General features: G+C 63.6%; 4 protein-coding genes and 6 pseudogenes. 5 read left to right on the top strand and 5 right to left on the bottom strand.

Annotated elements, in window-relative coordinates:
- Positions 1-202 precede the first annotated feature (202 nt).
- Positions 203-11,026 (top strand): annotated as a pseudogene (locus NLN62_RS50185) (amino acid adenylation domain-containing protein); the annotation flags it as partial.
- Between the two features lie 67 nt (positions 11,027-11,093).
- Positions 11,094-11,789: an SOS response-associated peptidase family protein gene (locus tag NLN62_RS50180; RefSeq protein WP_254114131.1), complete on the top strand. Its 696-nt coding sequence runs from the start codon at positions 11,094-11,096 to the stop codon at positions 11,787-11,789.
- A gap of 368 nt (positions 11,790-12,157) precedes the next feature.
- Here the strand turns inward: NLN62_RS50180 and NLN62_RS50175 are convergent.
- The 4 genes and pseudogenes from NLN62_RS50175 to NLN62_RS50150 form a co-directional block, all read right to left on the bottom strand.
- Positions 12,158-12,336: pseudogene (locus tag NLN62_RS50175) on the bottom strand (IS256 family transposase); the annotation flags it as partial.
- A 77-nt stretch (positions 12,337-12,413) separates the two neighbouring features.
- A pseudogene (locus NLN62_RS53815) lies at positions 12,414-14,124 on the bottom strand (IS66 family transposase).
- Positions 14,125-14,168: 44 nt separating this feature from the next.
- On the bottom strand, positions 14,169-14,489 hold the full coding sequence (gene tnpB, locus NLN62_RS50155; RefSeq protein WP_371930196.1) for an IS66 family insertion sequence element accessory protein TnpB: 321 nt from the start codon (positions 14,487-14,489) through the stop codon (positions 14,169-14,171).
- 29 nt (positions 14,490-14,518) lie between these two features.
- On the bottom strand, positions 14,519-14,920 hold the full coding sequence (locus NLN62_RS50150; protein WP_254106358.1) for a transposase: 402 nt from the start codon (positions 14,918-14,920) through the stop codon (positions 14,519-14,521).
- Positions 14,921-14,990: 70 nt separating this feature from the next.
- Between NLN62_RS50150 and NLN62_RS50145 the strand changes: the two are divergent.
- Positions 14,991-15,308, top strand: a pseudogene (locus NLN62_RS50145) (ribonucleotide-diphosphate reductase subunit alpha); the annotation flags it as partial.
- 654 nt (positions 15,309-15,962) lie between these two features.
- Positions 15,963-17,015: pseudogene (gene ftsZ, locus NLN62_RS50140) on the top strand (cell division protein FtsZ); the annotation flags it as partial.
- Between the two features lie 205 nt (positions 17,016-17,220).
- Here the strand turns inward: ftsZ and NLN62_RS50135 are convergent.
- Positions 17,221-17,871 (bottom strand): annotated as a pseudogene (locus NLN62_RS50135) (Tn3 family transposase); the annotation flags it as partial.
- Between the two features lie 779 nt (positions 17,872-18,650).
- Between NLN62_RS50135 and NLN62_RS50125 the strand changes: the two are divergent.
- Positions 18,651-19,424 (top strand): MobA/MobL family protein, encoded by a 774-nt coding sequence (locus NLN62_RS50125; protein ID WP_371933169.1) that lies wholly within the window; start codon positions 18,651-18,653, stop codon positions 19,422-19,424.
- Positions 19,425-19,459: the final 35 nt, after the last annotated feature.

The following is a 19,459-nucleotide window of genomic DNA, read 5'->3' as shown; positions in this document are numbered from 1 at the left end:
GTGTTCAGACTCGGCGGCCAAACGCTCAGGCGTGTCACAGGGGACCAGATAGATCGCTAATTGTTGCAGATCCTATGGTCCTGAGCGGATTTTGCGGAGCTAGGCGGTCAATCACGGAACAGTTGAAAGCAGTGGTTTGCCACGCAAGTGGCATACGTGGAGGTTTCGTCCATGGGGGCGGACTACGAACATCGCGATACATGTGTCGAGATCGAGACCGCGCTGGCAGATCTGGGCCGAGCTTCTGGGTGTGGAGCGGGTCGGGCGCCACGACCACTTCTTCGAACTGGGCGGCCACTCGCTCTTGGCGGTGCAGCTGATGGAGCGGCTGCGGCGGCTGGCGCTGGGGGTCGAGGTGCGCACGCTGTTCGCCAAGCCGGTGCTGGCGGATCTGGCGGCGAGCCTTGGCAGCCATCAGGAGGTGGCGGTCCCGGCCAACCTGATCAGCGAGCAGAGTACGGCGATCACGCCAGAGATGCTGCCGCTGATCGAGCTGACGCAGGAAGAGATCGACCGGATCGTCGCCACGGTGCCGGGTGGGGTCGGCAACATCCAGGACATTTATGGCTTGTCGCCGCTGCAGGACGGCATCCTGTTCCATCATCTGTTGGCGGCAACGGGCGATCCGTACCTGCTGGTCAGTCAGATGGCGTTCGCCGACCGTGGGCTGTTGGAGCGCTATCTTGCCGCGGTTCAGCGGGTGGTGGACCGGCACGATATCCTGCGGACGTCGTTTGTCTGGGAGGGGCTGTCGCGCCCGGCCCAGGTGGTGTGGCGCAAGACGCCACTGGAGGTGAGCGAGGTCGCGCTGGATGGGCGTTGTGGTCCGGGCCATGCGCAGCTCAGGGAGCGGTTTGATCCGCGCCGGCAGCGCATCGCTCTTGGCCGGGCGCCGCTGTTGCGGTTTGTGATTGCGCGCGAGCCCGGCAGTGCGCGCTGGCTGCTTTTGCAACTGCAGCATCATCTGATCGGGGATCACACCACACTGGAGGTGATGCATGCCGAGGTCCGGGCCGTGCTGGAGGGACGAGAGCATGAGCTGGCAGCGCCGCAGCCGTTCCGCAACCTGGTGGCGGCGGCGCAGCTGGGCGTTGATGCCAAGGCGCACGAAGAGTTCTTCCGGACGATGCTGGCCGACATTGACGAGCCGACGACGCCGTTTGGCTTGCGCGAGGTGCGCGGCGACGGTCGCGGGGTTCATGAGGCGCAGCGGCTGCTGCCGCCGGCGCTCCACGCGCGGCTGCGGGTGCAGGCGCGGCGGCTTGGGGTGAGCCTGGCGAGCCTGTGCCATCTGGCCTGGGGCCAGGTGGTGGCGCGCAGCAGCGGCCGCGAGCAGGTGGTGTTCGGCACGGTGCTGTTCGGCCGCATGCATGGCGGCGCCGGTGGCGACCGCACCATGGGCCTGTTCATCAACACCCTGCCGCTGCGGCTTGATCTTGATGGCACCGGGGTCGAGGCGAGCGTGCGGACCACGCATGCGCGGCTGGCCGAGCTGCTGGCACATGAGCATGCCTCACTGGCGCTGGCGCAACGCTGCAGCGGCGTTGCGGCGCCGGCGCCGCTGTTCAGCGCGCTGTTGAACTACCGCCACAACACGCCGGCGGCGATCTCCGCCTCCGCAGCCGATGATGTGCTGTCCGGCGTGGAATGGCTGGGCGGGGAGGAGCGCACCAACTATCCGCTGACCTTGTCGGTGGAGGATTTTGGCGAGGCGCTCGGGCTGACGGCGCAGGTGGCGGAGGGCGTCTCAGCGGATCGGGTCTGCGGCTACATGGAACACGCGCTGGCGCAGCTGGCGGAGGCGCTGGAGCGGGCGCCGAACACGCCGGTGCGGGAGCTGGACATCCTGCCGTCTGCTGAGCGGGCGTATCTGCTGGAGGAGCTGAACCGGACGGCGGCGGCCTATCCGTCGGAGGCGTGCATCCACGAGCTGTTCGAGGCCGCGGTGCGCCGTGCGCCGGAGGCGGTGGCGGTGGTCTGTGCGGAGGAGCGCTTGAGCTATGGCGAGCTCAATGCGCGGGCCAACCGCCTGGCGCATCATCTGATCGCATTTGGGGTGAAGCCGGACCAGCCGGTGGCGATCTGCCTTGCGCGCAGTCCGGCGATGGTGGTGGGGCTGCTGGCGATCCTCAAGGCGGGTGGGGCGTATGTGCCGCTGGACCCGGCCTATCCGTCGGCGCGGCTCAGGCAGGTGCTCGAGGATGCGGCGCCGCCGCTGCTGCTGGCCGATGCTGTGGGGCGCGCCGCACTGGGCGGCGATGCGCTGGCCGGTGTGAGCGTGGTGGATCTCGACACGGCAACAACGCCGGCCTGGGCGACCCTGCCGGCCTCCGATCCGGACCCGCGCACGCTCGGCCTGAGCGCGCGCCACCTCGCCTACGTGATCTACACCTCCGGCTCAACCGGCACGCCAAAGGGAGCACAGAATGAGCACCGCGCCATCATCAATCGCCTGATCTGGATGCAAAGGGCCTACGCTCTCAAGGCAACTGATGTTGTGTTGCAGAAGACGCCGTTTGGCTTCGATGTCTCGGCCTGGGAGTTCTTCTGGACCTTGCTTGAAGGCGCGACCCTGGTACTGGCGCCACCGGATGCGCACAAAGATCCCGATGCATTGGTCGACTTGATCGTTAGCCAGCGCATCACGACGGCTCACTTCGTGCCATCCATGCTGGTCAGCTTCTTGGATACGAAGGGGATTGAGCACTGCACATCGCTGCGGCGTCTTGTGTGCAGCGGCGAGGCGCTTGCGGCCGTCAGTGTACACAAGGCTCGGCGCGTATTGCCTTGGGCTGGTCTGCACAATCTCTACGGTCCGACGGAAGCTGCGATTGACGTGACAGCATGGAGTTGCCCGGCAGAGTTTGATGGGGCCATTGTCCCGATTGGCCGTCCGATTGCGAACACGCGGGTGTACCTTCTGGACGGTGATGGTGCGCCCGTTCCGTTTGGGGCGGTAGGGGAGATCTATATCGGCGGGGCGGGGGTTGCGCGCGGCTATCTGAACCGGCCGGCGCTGACGGCGGAGCGGTTCATCGCCAGCCCGTTTGTGGATGGCGACCGGCTGTACCGGACCGGGGATCTGGCGCGGTACCTGCCGGACGGCAATCTGGAGTTCCTGGGCCGCAACGACGAGCAGGTGAAGATCCGCGGCTTCCGGATCGAGCCCGGCGAGATCGCGGCGCGGCTTTGCGAGCACGGCTGGGTGCGCGAGGCGGTGGTGGTGGCGCGCGAGGACCGCAGCGGCGATAAACACCTTGTCGGCTATGTGGTGTGTGGGCCCGAGACAGGATCGGACGAGGCAGATGGCGGCGCGCTGGCCGGCGCGTTGCGCGCGCACTTAAGTGCGCACCTGCCGGACTACATGGTGCCGGCCGCGTTTGTGCGGCTTGCGGCGCTGCCCTTGACGCCGAACGGCAAGCTGGACCGCCAGGCGCTGCCGCCGCCTGCGGATGCGGCCTATGCGCGGCGGAGCTATGCGCCGCCGCAAGGCGAGATCGAGACGGCGCTGGCGCAGATCTGGGCCGAGCTTCTGGGTGTGGAGCGGGTCGGGCGCCACGACCACTTCTTCGAACTGGGCGGCCAGTCGCTGCTGGCGGTGCGGCTGTTGAGCCGGCTGTCGCAGGCGCTGGGTGTAGAGCTGCCGCTGAGGACGTTGTTTGCCAAACCGGTGCTAGCCGATCTGGCGGCGAGCGTCGTGGAGGAGTTGAGCCGCTCCGGTCCGCAACACCTGCCGGCGATGGTCGGCGGGTCGCGCGAAGCGCCGCTGGTGCTGTCGTTTGCGCAGCAGCGGCTGTGGTTTTTGGCGCAGCTGAATCAGAATAGCACGACCTATCACATGCCGCTGGCGTGGCGGCTGCGCGGCGTGCTCGATCGCATCGCCTGGCAGCGCAGCCTTGACCGTGTGTTGGCGCGTCATGAGGCGCTGCGCAGCATCTTTGTCGCCTCGGAGGGCAAGCCCCGGGTTGAGATTCTGCCGCCGGATGCGGGGCTGCCGGTCATAGAGCACGATCTGCAGGGTATGCCGGATGCAGACGAGGCGCTTTTGGATCTGTGCCAGGAAGAGGCGCGCACGCCGTTCGCTCTGGCACGCGGCCCGCTGATCCGGGGCCGGCTGATCCGGCTGTCGGACGAGGAGCACGTCTTCCTGCTGACCCAGCATCACATTGTCTCGGATGGCTGGTCGCTGGGCGTGTTGGCGCGTGAGCTCAATCAGCTGTACCGGGCGTTTGAGGCTGGAGAGGACGATCCGCTGCCGCCGCTTGCGATCCAGTATCCGGACTATGCCGCCTGGCAGCGGCAGTGGCTCTCGGGCGAACGGCTCTCGAACCAGGCGCAGTATTGGCGCAACACCCTGTCGGGCGCTCCGGCACGTCTGGCGTTGCCAACGGACCGGCCGCGGCCGGCGCAACAGTCCTTTGCCGGAGCCAGTGTGCCTGTCGTGATCGATGCAGATCTGACGCGGGGCTTGAGGCGGCTGAGCCGGCAGCATGGCACGACCTTGTTCACGACGGTGTTGGCGGCGTGGGCGGCGGTGCTGTCGCGTCTATCGGGGCAGGACGACATCGTGATCGGGGTGCCGAGCGCCAATCGCGGTCGCCGTGAGATCGAAGAGCTGATTGGCTTCTTCGTCAACACCCTGGCGGTTCGCCTCGACCTGTCGGGCGAGCCGAGCGTGGCGGAGCTGTTGGCGCGGACGCGGCGCACGGTCTTGGCGGTGCAGGAGTATCAGGACCTGCCGTTTGAGCAGGTGGTGGAGATCGTGCAGCCGCCCCGGCATCTTGATCACACGCCGTTGTTCCAGGTGATGCTGGCTTGGGAGAACAACGCCGGTGGATCCTTCGATCTTCCCGGGCTGATGGTGGAGATGGTGGGGAATGGTTACGATCAGGTCAAGTTTGATCTGGAGCTGAACCTTGGCGAGCATGGCGAAGTCATCGCCGGGACGCTGGGTTATGCCACGGCGTTGTTTGATCAGGCGACAATCGAGCGGCAGCGAGGGTATCTGCTGGCGCTGCTGCGGGCGATGGTTGCCGATGCGCAGCAAGAGGTCGGGCGGATTGGGCTGCTGCCGGCCGCTGAGCGGGCGTATCTGCTGGAGGAGGTGAACCGGACGGCGGCGGCGTATCCGTCGGAGAAGTGCATCCACGAGCTGTTCGAGGCGCAGGTAGCCAAGGCGCCGGAGGCGGTGGCGGTGGTCTGTGCGGAGGAGCGCGTGAGCTATGGCGAGCTCAATGCGCGGGCCAACCGCCTGGCGCATTATCTGATCGGGCTCGGTGTGAGGCCGGACCAGCCGGTGGCGATCTGCCTTGCGCGCAGTCCGGCGATGGTGGTGGGGCTGTTGGCGATCCTCAAGGCGGGGGGCGCGTATCTGCCGCTGGATCCGGCCTATCCGTCGGCGCGGCTGCGCCAGGTGCTCGAGGATGCGGCGCCGCCGCTGCTGCTGCTGCTGGCCGATGCGGCCGGCCGCGCCGCGCTGGGCTGCGACGCGCTGGCCGGTGTGAGCGTGGTGGATCTCGACACGGCAACAACGCCGGCCTGGGCGACCCTGCCGGCCTCCGATCCGGACCCGCGCACGCTCGGCCTGAGCGCGCGCCACCTCGCCTACGTGATCTACACCTCCGGCTCCACCGGCACGCCAAAGGGCGTCATGGTCGAGCATGCGAGCACCGTGAACCTGCTGCAGTGGAGCAGTGCCGTGTTTGCGGAATCAGAGATCAGCCGCGTGCTGTTCTCCACCTCGATCAGTTTTGACCTGTCGGTCTATGAGTGCTTCGTTCCGCTGTCGCAAGGCGGCACGCTGTATGTTGTCGAGAATGCGCTGGCGCTGGCGCAAACGTCATTGGATGTCACGCTGATCAACACAGTGCCTTCGGCGCTCGCCGCTCTGCTCGACAAGAACGCAGTGCCGGCTTCGGCAAGCATCATCAATCTGGCGGGTGAGCGGCTGAAGGCGAGCCTCATAGAGAAGGCCTTCGGGAGCAGTCGCATCGAGAAGATATGTAATCTGTACGCGCCTTCCGAGACCACGACGTACTCGACCTGGATTTGCATGCGACGGGGAGAGGCTGTCGTTGAGACGATTGGCCGTCCGATTGCGAACACGCGGGTGTATCTTCTGGACGGTCATGGCGCGCCTGTTCCGTTCGGGGCGGTGGGCGAGCTTTACATTGGCGGGGCGGGGGTTGCGCGCGGCTACCTGAACCGGCCGGCGCTGACGGCGGAGCGGTTCATCGCCAGCCCGTTTGTGGATGGCGACCGGCTGTACCGGACCGGGGATCTGGCGCGGTACCTGCCGGACGGCAATCTGGAGTTCTTGGGCCGCAACGACGAGCAGGTGAAGATCCGCGGCTTCCGGATCGAGCCGGGCGAGGTCGCGGCGCGGCTTGCCGAGCACGGCTGGGTGCGCGAGGCGGTGGTGGTGGCGCGCGAGGACCGCAGCGGCGATAAACACCTTGTCGGCTATGTGGTGTGTGGGCCCGAGACAGGATCGGACGAGGCAGATGGCGGCGCGCTGGCCGGCGCGTTGCGCGCGCACTTAAGTGCGCACCTGCCGGACTACATGGTGCCGGCCGCGTTTGTGCGGCTTGCGGCGCTGCCCTTGACGCCGAACGGCAAGCTGGACCGCCAGGCGCTGCCGCCGCCTGCGGATGCGGCCTATGCGCGGCGGAGCTATGCGCCGCCGCAAGGCGAGATCGAGACGGCGCTGGCGCAGATCTGGGCCGAGCTTCTGGGTGTGGAGCGGGTCGGGCGCCACGACCACTTCTTCGAACTGGGCGGCCACTCGCTCTTGGCGGTGCAGCTGATGGAGCGGCTGCGGCGGCTGGCGCTGGGGGTCGAGGTGCGCACGCTGTTCGCCAAGCCGGTGCTGGCGGATCTGGCGGCGAGCCTTGGCAGCCATCAGGAGGTGGCGGTCCCGGCCAACCTGATCAGCGAGCAGAGTACGGCGATCACGCCAGAGATGCTGCCGCTGATCGAGCTGACGCAGGAAGAGATCGACCGGATCGTCGCCACGGTGCCGGGTGGGGTCGGCAACATCCAGGACATTTATGGCTTGTCGCCGCTGCAGGACGGCATCCTGTTCCATCATCTGTTGGCGGCAACGGGCGATCCGTACCTGCTGGTCAGTCAGATGGCGTTCGCCGACCGTGGGCTGTTGGAGCGCTATCTTGCCGCGGTTCAGCGGGTGGTGGACCGGCACGATATCCTGCGGACGTCGTTTGTCTGGGAGGGGCTGTCGCGCCCGGCCCAGGTGGTGTGGCGCAAGACGCCACTGGAGGTGAGCGAGGTCGCGCTGGATGGGCGTTGTGGTCCGGGCCATGCGCAGCTCAGGGAGCGGTTTGATCCGCGCCGGCAGCGCATCGCTCTTGGCCGGGCGCCGCTGTTGCGGTTTGTGATTGCGCGCGAGCCCGGCAGTGCGCGCTGGCTGCTTTTGCAACTGCAGCATCATCTGATCGGGGATCACACCACACTGGAGGTGATGCATGCCGAGGTCCGGGCCGTGCTGGAGGGACGAGAGCATGAGCTGGCAGCGCCGCAGCCGTTCCGCAACCTGGTGGCGGCGGCGCAGCTGGGCGTTGATGCCAAGGCGCACGAAGAGTTCTTCCGGACGATGCTGGCCGACATTGACGAGCCGACGACGCCGTTTGGCTTGCGCGAGGTGCGCGGCGACGGTCGCGGGGTTCATGAGGCGCAGCGGCTGCTGCCGCCGGCGCTCCACGCGCGGCTGCGGGTGCAGGCGCGGCGGCTTGGGGTGAGCCTGGCGAGCCTGTGCCATCTGGCCTGGGGCCAGGTGGTGGCGCGCAGCAGCGGCCGCGAGCAGGTGGTGTTCGGCACGGTGCTGTTCGGCCGCATGCATGGCGGCGCCGGTGGCGACCGCACCATGGGCCTGTTCATCAACACCCTGCCGCTGCGGCTTGATCTTGATGGCACCGGGGTCGAGGCGAGCGTGCGGACCACGCATGCGCGGCTGGCCGAGCTGCTGGCACATGAGCATGCCTCACTGGCGCTGGCGCAACGCTGCAGCGGCGTTGCGGCGCCGGCGCCGCTGTTCAGCGCGCTGTTGAACTACCGCCACAACACGCCGGCGGCGATCTCCGCCTCCGCAGCCGATGATGTGCTGTCCGGCGTGGAATGGCTGGGCGGGGAGGAGCGCACCAACTATCCGCTGACCTTGTCGGTGGAGGATTTTGGCGAGGCGCTCGGGCTGACGGCGCAGGTGGCGGAGGGCGTCTCAGCGGATCGGGTCTGCGGCTACATGGAACACGCGCTGGCGCAGCTGGCGGAGGCGCTGGAGCGGGCGCCGAACACGCCGGTGCGGGAGCTGGACATCCTGCCGTCTGCTGAGCGGGCGTATCTGCTGGAGGAGCTGAACCGGACGGCGGCGGCCTATCCGTCGGAGGCGTGCATCCACGAGCTGTTCGAGGCCGCGGTGCGCCGTGCGCCGGAGGCGGTGGCGGTGGTCTGTGCGGAGGAGCGCTTGAGCTATGGCGAGCTCAATGCGCGGGCCAACCGCCTGGCGCATCATCTGATCGCATTTGGGGTGAAGCCGGACCAGCCGGTGGCGATCTGCCTTGCGCGCAGTCCGGCGATGGTGGTGGGGCTGCTGGCGATCCTCAAGGCGGGTGGGGCGTATGTGCCGCTGGACCCGGCCTATCCGTCGGCGCGGCTCAGGCAGGTGCTCGAGGATGCGGCGCCGCCGCTGCTGCTGGCCGATGCTGTGGGGCGCGCCGCACTGGGCGGCGATGCGCTGGCCGGTGTGAGCGTGGTGGATCTCGACACGGCAACAACGCCGGCCTGGGCGACCCTGCCGGCCTCCGATCCGGACCCGCGCACGCTCGGCCTGAGCGCGCGCCACCTCGCCTACGTGATCTACACCTCCGGCTCAACCGGCACGCCAAAGGGCGTCATGGTCGAGCATCGGAGCCTGGTCAATCTCGGGCTGGCTCAGATCAGGCTTTTTGGCGTTTGTTCAAATAGCCGAGTAGTGCAGTTCGCCTCCTTCGGTTTTGATGCCAGCGCCTGGGAGCTCGTTATGGCATTCGGCGCAGGAGCCGCATTGCATTTGCCTGCGGATGAGCTCCGTCAAGCGAGTAACAAGCTGTCGGATTACCTGCGAAACGAAGCCATCACCCATGCCACGTTACCTCCCGCATTGCTTCAGGGAAGCCAGAATCTGGAATATTTTGCGTCGCAAGTTCTCATTCTTGCTGGAGAGCTGCCGAAGGCTGAACTCATCCGACGCCTGCCTGCAACATCTATTGTCAACGCCTATGGACCTACCGAAACAACAGTCTGCGCGACGGTTTGGAGTTGCCCGGCAGAGTTTGATGGGGCCATTGTCCCGATTGGCCGTCCGATTGCGAACACGCGGGTGTACCTTCTGGACGGTGATGGTGCGCCCGTTCCGTTTGGGGCGGTGGGTGAGCTTTACATTGGCGGGGCGGGGGTTGCGCGCGGCTATCTGAACCGGCCGGCGCTGACGGCGGAGCGGTTCATCGCCAGCCCGTTTGTGGATGGCGACCGGCTGTACCGGACCGGGGATCTGGCGCGGTACCTGCCGGACGGCAATCTGGAGTTCCTGGGCCGCAACGACGAGCAGGTGAAGATCCGCGGCTTCCGGATCGAGCCCGGCGAGATCGCGGCGCGGCTTTGCGAGCACGGCTGGGTGCGCGAGGCGGTGGTGGTGGCGCGCGAGGACCGCAGCGGCGATAAACACCTTGTCGGCTATGTGGTGTGTGGGCCCGAGACAGGATCGGACGAGGCAGATGGCGGCGCGCTGGCCGGCGCGTTGCGCGCGCACTTAAGTGCGCACCTGCCGGACTACATGGTGCCGGCCGCGTTTGTGCGGCTTGCGGCGCTGCCCTTGACGCCGAACGGCAAGCTGGACCGCCAGGCGCTGCCGCCGCCTGCGGATGCGGCCTATGCGCGGCGGAGCTATGCGCCGCCGCAAGGCGAGATCGAGACGGCGCTGGCGCAGATCTGGGCCGAGCTTCTGGGTGTGGAGCGGGTCGGGCGCCACGACCACTTCTTCGAACTGGGCGGCCACTCGCTCTTGGCGGTGCAGTTGCTCAGTCGCGCAGTCGATCTCGGGCTAAAGTTCAGCGCCGCCGACCTCTTCCAAGCCCCCGTTCTAAAGGAACTTGCATCAAAGATTCATTTGGAACCACAGCCCAGCAGCTCGGGAGTGATTTGTGTTTCTCGAGAAACCGGATCGCAGCCGCCGCTGTTCTTTGTTCCCACAGGTTTGGGCGATTGCTCCTATGTCCTTAGTTTGGTGCAGGAGATGGACACAGGATGTCATGTCTACGCTTTGCCATGGCCGCCATTTAGTGAAGTTCAATTTCCAACTCTTAAAGAGATGGCCTCGCAACTCAATTTGGCAATCCGAAAGATCCAGCCACGAGGTCCATATCGCCTCGCTGGATACTCATCAGGAGGAATCTTGGCTTACGCAATTGCGCAACGGTTACTGGATCACGACGAAGCTGTTTCATTCATCGCCCTAATTGACGTTGTGCTATCTTCGAATCCATCAAGCGTATCGCCCACCCAAATGGTACAAGAAGTGCTCCTGGAATCTCTCGAACTAGACGACGAGAGGTTCGAACTACTTGAACGCTTCTTCTCTGGGCGAAGTTCAATTTCTCAATTCCTTGAAAAGGCACAGAAAATTGGAGCGATCCCTTTGGATCGCAATCTGCACAATGACATCCTGACGTATGAAAGGGCCATACAGTTCCAACGGGCACTGGACTCGTATCAAGTTCCGTCCCTCCCCATCGAGGTATACCAGTTCTATGCCAATGAACCTCTTCGCCACCGGGCACGATCTCGCAAAAATTCTATAGGTCCAGAAGCACGCTCGCCTTTGCGGGGGTGGGACCGAATTTTGAGTGCGGAGGCCATTCATGCCGTTCCAATTCCAGGTGACCACATAACTATGATGAATGTCCCGGCGAACCGCCAAGTTCTGGCTCGATGCCTATCAACGGCTCTTGGCCAGTCAGCGACGGGCGCCGAATAAAGGGTTCGGCACAGACGGAAACGTATGCCCATGAAATCGCTCTGAAACTACAAAGTGATTGGAGTATATGAATCTCATCAAAGGCGTGGCTTGTGGAAACAAGCAAGAAGAGGTCATGATGATGCGCATTCCCAGCACCCGTTGGCCGAAGAGAATCAGTCGCAGGGCCCCAACGAACCCAGATCACCGGGAAAGCCACGTTCCTGCGGGGGCGCCAGCGGGGAGTCGAACAAGAACGGCGCTGGTATTGCGTTTACATCCAGATACCGGCGCGCAAGTAGAAACGCCAATGCGCTGGGGATTGATCCCGCACTACGCTGACTGCCATCCCGAACTTCAGCCGCTCTACGCCCCCGCGGAAACTCTACCTCAGCAGCGCATGTTTCGCGAAGCTTATCGCAAACGACGATGCGTCGTGCTTATGAAACAGTTCTATCAGAGAGATCGACAGCGTAGGCGTAAGATGATCGTGCATAAGAATGGCGAACATTTATGTCTCGCTGGAGTATGGGAGAACTGGCGCGACCCTGACACCGACGCATGGGAGCGTACATTCGCTATCGTAACGATAAAATCCGACGGAGTGATTGCAAGGGTGCACCAGCGAATGCCTGTGATTCTGAGCCAGCCCGATCTTACTCGCTGGATGAGCTTGGAAAGCGATCCACGGGAGCTCCTAACACCGCGATCGACCGCAGTTCCAATAGCTATCATTGATGCCAATATAGCTAGCTACTTTCCGGCGCAAAATTCGCGGTTTTGAAGAGACGGTCAACCGTACAACAATAATAAACCCGCCGAAGGCCGGCGGGGCGATGGAAGCAAGGGAGAGGCGGTACGAACCGTTATCGAGGCGACTGCTTCTCCATCACTCGGCCGATATTGATGAGGTTGTCGGCAAGGACGCCGAGCCCGACCCAGCGCTTCATTCCGGCACTTCCCTTGTAGCGGCATCGATTTGAGGCTCGCCGCATCCATGTCGACAAAGGGTACCGCGGCCACAACCACCCGCATCGGTTCAGGGTCTGGATCTCGGGGCAGGTCAGAGGTGGCTCGGCAAATTCGGACAGTAGCTTAAGTAGATTTTCTGCCTGACAGGAGCTATGGCTGATTCTGGGTGACGCGGCCTGATCAGGCGGCGTGGCTTTCAGCGGTCGGAATGACCTCGATGCCGTCGGTGAACTTTACACCGGCGATGACCTTCGGCAACTGATTTGTTCCTTTCAGTCGGCGCCAGGTCTCCAGGTCTTCGATGCGGCGTCGATCAACTTGAACACCATCAGCTTGGCGGTTTTCGGCGAGAGCGATCCGTATGCACACGAGGAGGGCCGCGTGATCGGCTGGTGCGCGCGTAAACAGTCCGCTCTATGATCGTCGCGTGTGAGGTTCAGGCCGCCCGCTGATCGGCAGTGGCCTGTTTTTTAGCTTCGAGCAGGCGCTTCCACTCCCAGGGCAGCAGTTCGTGCAGACGCGAGGCGGGCAGATCAGCGATACGGGCCAGGACGTCGGCGAGCCATGCTTTGGGATCGACGTCGTTCAAACGGCAGGTGGTGATCATCGTCAGCATGACGGCGCAACGTTGAGCGCCGCGCTCGCTGCCTGCAAAGGTCCAGTTGCGCCTGCCCACAGCCACGCCGCGCAGCGCTCTTTCTGCGGCATTGTTCGTCAGGCAGATTCTACCGTCGTCGAGGAAGCGGGCGAAGTCGTCCCAGCGGCTGAGCATGTAGTTCATTGGTTCATTGGCTTCAGGACCTCGGAAGAACGCGAGAGGGTTTCGCGCTCGCGCAGCAGTCAGGCGTGCAGTTCGTCGAACAACGGCTTGCTCCTTTCCTGGCGCACGGCACGCCGCTCGGCGGCTGTCTTGCCGTTGATCCCACGTTCGATCTCGAACAAGGCGTCGAGCCGTTTGACGGCCTCCAGCGCGATCGGGGAGATCGGCTTGCCCTTTCCGCCGTCCCGGGCATTCTTCTCGATGTCGGCCAGCTCGAAGAACCCCCTGCGGGCATGGGCCATGCAGAAGGCGGGCGTGAGCGGCCGGTCCTTCCGCCGCTCGTCGAACAACGGATTGAGACCGCTGTAACAGTCAGCCTGAAGGATGCCCTGGTACCCAACCAGGTGTTTCTGGGGATGTTCACCCCGTCGGTCGCTCGAGGCGTAATAGACTGCAGCTGGCGGAGCGGTGCCCGCGAAGGGCTTGTCATCCCGAACATAAACCCAGATGCGTCCAGTTGTGCACTTGCCCTTCGCCAGGATGCGGATGGTGGTGTCGTCGCCGTGAAGACGCTCGGCCGCGAAGACATGCTTCTCTATCAGCTCGGAGATCGGAGCCAGGGCGCGAAGGTCCCGTGGCCGACCTGGTCGGCCAGCGTGGTCACCGGCATGTCGATGCCCTCGCATTTGAACCGGGAGCTCTGGCGGTTGAGCGGGATGTGCATGCCGTACTTGTCGAACAGGATTGTCGCCAGCAGCTGCGGACCAATGAAGCCGCGCGGCGTGGCATGGAACGGCGCCGGTGCCTGGCTGACCTGCCCGCAATCGCGGCAAGTGAACTTCTCGCGGACCGTCTCGATCAACTTGAACCGGCGCGGGATCTCCTCCAGCGTCCTGTTTGCATCCTCGCCCAGCTTCGACAGCCGCGACCCGCCGCAACAGTGGCAGGCCGTTGGAGGATCGATGACGATGCGCTCGCGCTCGATGTCGTCCGGCCAGGGCTTGCGCACCGGCCGCTTGCGCGTGAAGGCGCGTACGCTCTGCGTCTTCGCCGCTGCAGCGGCCGCGGCGAGCTCGTCCTCGGTCGCCGACATAACAACATCTTCAAGCTGCAGTTCCAGCTGGTCGATCAGTCGCGCCCCGCGCTCGGAGCGCTGCCCATAAAGCTCGCGTTTCAGCGTCTCGATGCGCAGCTCAAGATGTGCAATCAGCGCTTCGTTGCCGGACAGCTTTGCCAGCGCGTTGGCTGCTTCGGCCTGCGCACTCGCAGCCTTCGTCTCGGCTTGCTGACGCGCTTCTCGTTCGGCCCGAAGAGCCTCGCGCTCAACCCGCAACGCCGCCAGGGCGCTCGCAAGGTCAGAGGGAAGATCGTCCGTTTTCGATGTCACGAAGCCATCGAATCAGATCAGCACAAATATGCAATCGCAAAATGCTATCCGACACGCGTCGGGCGCCATGTTTCCTGCGGATGACGCCAATCTATTCCGGACAGAAGATAACTCAGCTGCGCCGGCGATATTGGAACAGCGCCTCCATCAACGGTAGGCCAGATGAACTTCCCACGTTCCAATCTTTTTGTAAAAAGGCATGCGCCCTGGCCATCGTGCCAGATGCACTTCAAAAGCGAACCACTGCGACCGCGGAAGACGAAGAGATTGCCCTCCATCGGGCTCATTCGGAGCACCTCCTGTACCCGCAACGCAAGAGACGGGAATCCACACCGCATGTCGGTATAGCCCGTCGCTAGCCACACACGCACGTTCTGGCCAGAGGGAAGCGATATCACCGCAGCGTCTCCAGACCACGCATGATCCGAATCAGCACGTCAACATCGACGCCCCTATCCACAATCACCCGACAACCGTTAGAAGCCACAATCTCCATACGACTGCCGGCCGCGCTCGTCATCGGCGTCGCGGGCGCCGCCGGAACCTCCGGCACGATCACCGCTGGCACAAATCCTTCAACCGAAGTCGAACCAAAACGCCCGGCCCGGGCTGCGTTACGCCAATCAGCCAACTGCGAGCGCGTGATCCCGTATTTGCGGGCCGTGGCCGACCCTAAACGGGGCAATGAATAGCTCTCGGCGACGATTTTCAGCTTGGCCTCGTCGCTGAACCGACGTCGACCGCCCCTATCAACGATCTCAAGCCGACTGACAGAATTGACTGTATGCACGTCCATACAGGCGATTTCTCACCTGTTCGCCAAAATTCACAACGCGCAATTCAGCGGTCATGGTCGTACGCGTACCAAGGTCTCGACCTCCAACCTGTGCAGCGAGATTACGCTGCCGACCGGCATCGATCATCGCGACGAGGAGCGCACCGCAGTGTGCTGCCTGTCGTCGCTCAACCTCGAGACTTGGGACCAGTGGAATAAGGAGCCCGGCTTCATCGAGGACGTCATGCGCTTCCTCGACAACGTGCTCACCCACTTTATCACGGTGGCGCCGGACGGCATGAAGCGTGCCCGCTACGCCGCCCTGCGCGAACGCTCCGTTGGCCTCGGCGTCATGGGCTTCCACTCGTTTCTCCAGGCCAAGGGCATTCCGATGGAGAGTGTCTTGAGCGGCGCCCCTCCCGAGGTCAGTTGGTTTGACGCATCCTCGGCGCCCCGCGCTCAAACCCCGCCATCGGTCGGCAGGCGCGTTAACGCTCTCTTAACCATGGCGGCTTAGCCTTTGGCTATCAGCGCACATTGCCCGGTCCGTTCCCAGGAAGACAGCCGATGCCCACTGAGAGACTGACATATGTCGCACTTGCTGCCCACCGAAACTCTGCCTGTGGCGGCTCGTTCCCCTGCCAAGCGGCGCCAATCGCCGCGCTCACTTTCGGATAATGGCTAGCTTTGATGAGCGTTGACCTCGCTGGAAACGCATATGCCACCGCGAACAGGCGGACGACAGCCAAGGAACCCTACGAGTGGAAAGTATCGTGACATTGTAGGCAGAGATCATGCGGCTCGAGGCGACCGCAGCCAGTGATCGGGCAGATTTTGAGCGCGAGCGTGCTTATCGCCTGATGGCCGAAGTGCTGCGGGCAACTGCTGAGGCTTCGGCTGCCAAAGGAGAATGACGGCCGGCTTAGAAGGCTCTCTGCGAGCTGGCGTCCCACCGCGACGGACAAGCCGGAGCCCCTGGGCCATCTAGCCGCGGACAGCAGATCGCAAGGCTTGTAGGTAGCAATTCGAGTCCTCTCATACCCTACGCAATCGTGAGGCGGAAATGATCAACATCACCGATGTTCGCGAGCTGAGGACGCGCATTATCGTGTTCGGCGTCGGCGGTGCCGGCGGCAATGCCGTCAACAACATGATCGCGGACGGGCTGCAAGGGGTCGACTTCGTCGCCGCCAATACTGACGCACAGGCGCTCACCATGTCGAAGGCCAAGCGCCTCATCCAAATGGGCACCGAGGTGACTAAAGGACTGGGCGCAGGCTCGCAGCCCGATGTGGGGCGCGCCGCAGCCGAAGAGGCAATCGACACGATCCGCGATCATTTGACCGGCGCACACATGGTGTTCGTCACTGCCGGCATGGGCGGCGGCACCGGCACCGGGGCAGCGCCCGTTATCGCCAAGACGGCGCGTGAGCTTGGCATTCTCACGATCGGCGTAGTCACAAAGCCATTCCAATTCGAGGGCCAGCGCCGCATGCGCCTTGCCGAAGCCGGCATCGCGGATTTGCTGAAGACAGTGGACACCCTGCTGATCATCCCAAACCAGAACTTGTTTCGGGTGACCACCGAGAAGACTACATTCGCCGAAGCTTTCGCCCTGGCCGACCAAGTGCTCCATTCGGGAGTGGCCTGCATCAGCGACCTTATAGTCAAGGAGGGCCTGATCAACCTCGATTTTGCGGACATTCTCTCCATCATGCGCGAGAAGGGCAAGGCCATGATGGGCAAGGGCGAGGCTTCCGGCGCATCGCGCGTGCTTAAGGCCGCTGTAGCAGCGATTTCCAATCCGTTGATCGAGGACCCCTCGATCAAGCGAGCCAGTGGCCTCATCATCTCTATCACTGGCGGCAACGACCTAACACTATTCGAGGTCGATCAAGCCGCTAGCCGTATTCGCGAAGAGGCCGACCAGGATGCCAATATCATCGTCGGCGCCACGTTCGATGAGAGGCTGGAAGGTGCGGTCCGCGTCTCGGTGGTGGCGACTGGTATCGATAATCTTGACCCCTCGTGCCAAGTGCAAGCGGCGGAAGGCGCATTTTCGGATCTGGCCGGTAGACTGGGCAACGAGTTGTCGCATCGCCGACCAGATCGAGCGTAGTGCACTGCTGCCGCCGCCGATGGAGAGGCCGCCAAGGCGGCCGATAACGCGCTACCCCGCAGAGATCGGCAACTCCGATTTCGGAATATGAACGCAATGCGACCCCGCAAGTTCTCGCGGGGTGAACTGTCGTCAGAACCAAATTGGGGTCAGAACAAGAGCTGCTCAAAATCCTACGGTAAGGCCGAATGGGGCATGAACATCAAGCCGCTCGTTGGATTGGCGCTGGCAGCCGAAGCGATCTGAAGCCTTCGGGCATTTGGTGCTCAGTATCCCAGGTAGGATGCCGGCCAGGTTGATATGTTCCCAACTGAGCGGCCGTGCTTGAGCAGCGTGTCGGGAACGTTTCTGCCCTCTCGCTTCAGATGAGTGACAGCGCGGTCGAGGTAAAAGTATTCCAGTGCACGATGGCGCTGACGACGAGATTAAGACCGGAAGCGCGGAATGCCTGGCTTTCGAATGATCGGCCACGGATTTCGCCGCGCTCGTGGAAGAACACCGCACGCTTGAGTTTCTGCGCTGCCTCACCCTTGTTGAGGCCAGCTTGGCATCGCCGGCGCAAGGCCGGACTGGAATACCATTCGATCATGAACAGTGATCGTTCGATGCGGCCGACTTCCCGCAGCGCCTTCGCTTGCCCCGCAGTGTCGGTAAAGTGCTGGATCGTGTCCTGGTCGAATAAACCATCCAGCACATAGGCCGCTTCGCTTTCCGTCGGGCTGATGGGCAGGATGCTGAAATAGCCGTACTGGTCCGATAGGTGGCTGTAAAACGTCGATCCCGGTTCGCTGCCATAGTGCAGATTGACGTCGCCGCGTTTGCCGCTCGGCGCGCTGGCGCGAAAGAACTGCCCTTAGGTCAACACGGCGATCGGCGAGTTGCTCACCAAGCTCAACGAGGAGCGGCCGATCCAGCGGCTCGGTGTGACACGGCCGTACGTCCGACTCTTCCAGTGAAGTTTGCTCGCCCTACACTGTGCGTCCGAGGGTTACTCGGACATACCGAGCCGATCCTCATCACAGCAGGACGAGCCGTGGCAGACATTTGTCGGAATCGACGTCCGCCGTCGCAATCACGAAAACAGGCCAGGAAGGAGAGGTTCGCTTCTTCGGTGAGGGCGATGCGTCGGCGACCTGTTACGAGGGCGGCCCGACTGGCTATGGTCTTTATCGCCTGCCCCGGTCGCTTGGCCATGACAGAGTTGGCGCCATCGTTGATTCCAAGGAAGCCGGGATCAGGTGAAGACGAACCGCCAGGACGTCGTTTCCCTCGCCCGGTGCTTGAACCTGACGTTACGTCACGTTGTATGGAGATTGGCCTGCCTCTGGGCTTACAATTCGGCGCTGCGCGCGTCGGTCCACACATGCAGCCAGACCAACCTTCAACAATTAAGGGGTTCAAGCGATGCTATTCTTCTTTTTGCTGTCGACCGCTTTCGCTGTCATCGGCACAATTTACGCCGTGAGCGCATGGCTCTCCCGCCGCCAGCGTAGCCGCAACTTTCTCTTCGTTCGTCCCACACAAACGCCTAAGCGGAGAGCGTTCTAAACTGACAATCAAGCAAGGTACCTCGTTGCGATACTCTCGATAAGGGAAAATGCCATTGTTGCCTCCTCTTGAACATTCCAGTTCGTGGTCGAGCAGGTGCTGTCGCGTGAGCAGGTCGCGGACTGGGTCTATCACAATAAGCCGGACAATCCGCATGTCCACCTCATGACGACGCTGCGGCCTCTCACCGCGGACGGATTCGGGCCAAAGCGGGTCGTGGTCATCAGTGAAGACGGGCAGCCGCTGCGCATGAAATCCGATAAGATCGCCTACCGGCTCGGGGCCGGCGACAAGCGGGAGTTCCTCGATCAGCAAAACGGTTGGCTCGACTTGCAGAATCAGCATCTCGCCCTGAACGGCCTCCAGATTCGTGTCGATGGACGGTCCTATGCCGAGCGCGGGATCGACGTCGTGCCGACCACCCATATCGGCGTCGCGGCCAAGGCCATCCAGCGCCGGGCGGAGCGCGAGGGGCGTGATCCCAAGCTCGAACGGCTGCGTGTCTTTGACGAGAACCGGGCCGAGACGTTGAGGCGGATCCAGCGCCGTCCGGAGATCGTGCTCGACATGATTCGCGCGGGGGAGAGCGTCTTTGACGAACGGGATGTAGGCAAGCTTTTGCATCGCTATGTCGACGATGCCGAAACGTTTCCGCGCTTGATGGCGCGGGTCCTGCAAAGCCCGGATGCGCTGCGGCTGGAAGGCGAGTCGATCGACTTCGCGACGGGCATGTGGGCGCCGGCGAAATACACGGCACCCGAGCTGATCCGGCTCGAAGCGGAGATGGCGCGGCGCGCGGTCCACCTTTCAGGCAGCACGGCCTTTACGATCAAGGCACCAGTGTCATCGCGGCCGTGACCGCGCGCGGCATCGTCTTGCGCGCGCAGCTCGCG

The sequence above is a fragment of the Bradyrhizobium sp. CCGUVB23 genome (genome assembly GCF_024199885.1).
Taxonomy (GTDB): Bacteria; Pseudomonadota; Alphaproteobacteria; order Rhizobiales; family Xanthobacteraceae; genus Bradyrhizobium.
Note: the sequence above shows the minus strand (reverse complement) of the source record. Positions and strands in the feature narration are given on the sequence as shown.

Bases quoted from the DNA above. Each gene is read 5' to 3' on its own strand.
- NLN62_RS50180 (WP_254114131.1), top strand. From the start codon at position 11,094: ATGAATCTCATCAAAGGCGTGGCTTGTGGAAACAAGCAAGAAGAGGTC.
- NLN62_RS50150 (WP_254106358.1), bottom strand. From the start codon at position 14,920: ATGGACGTGCATACAGTCAATTCTGTCAGTCGGCTTGAGATCGTTGAT.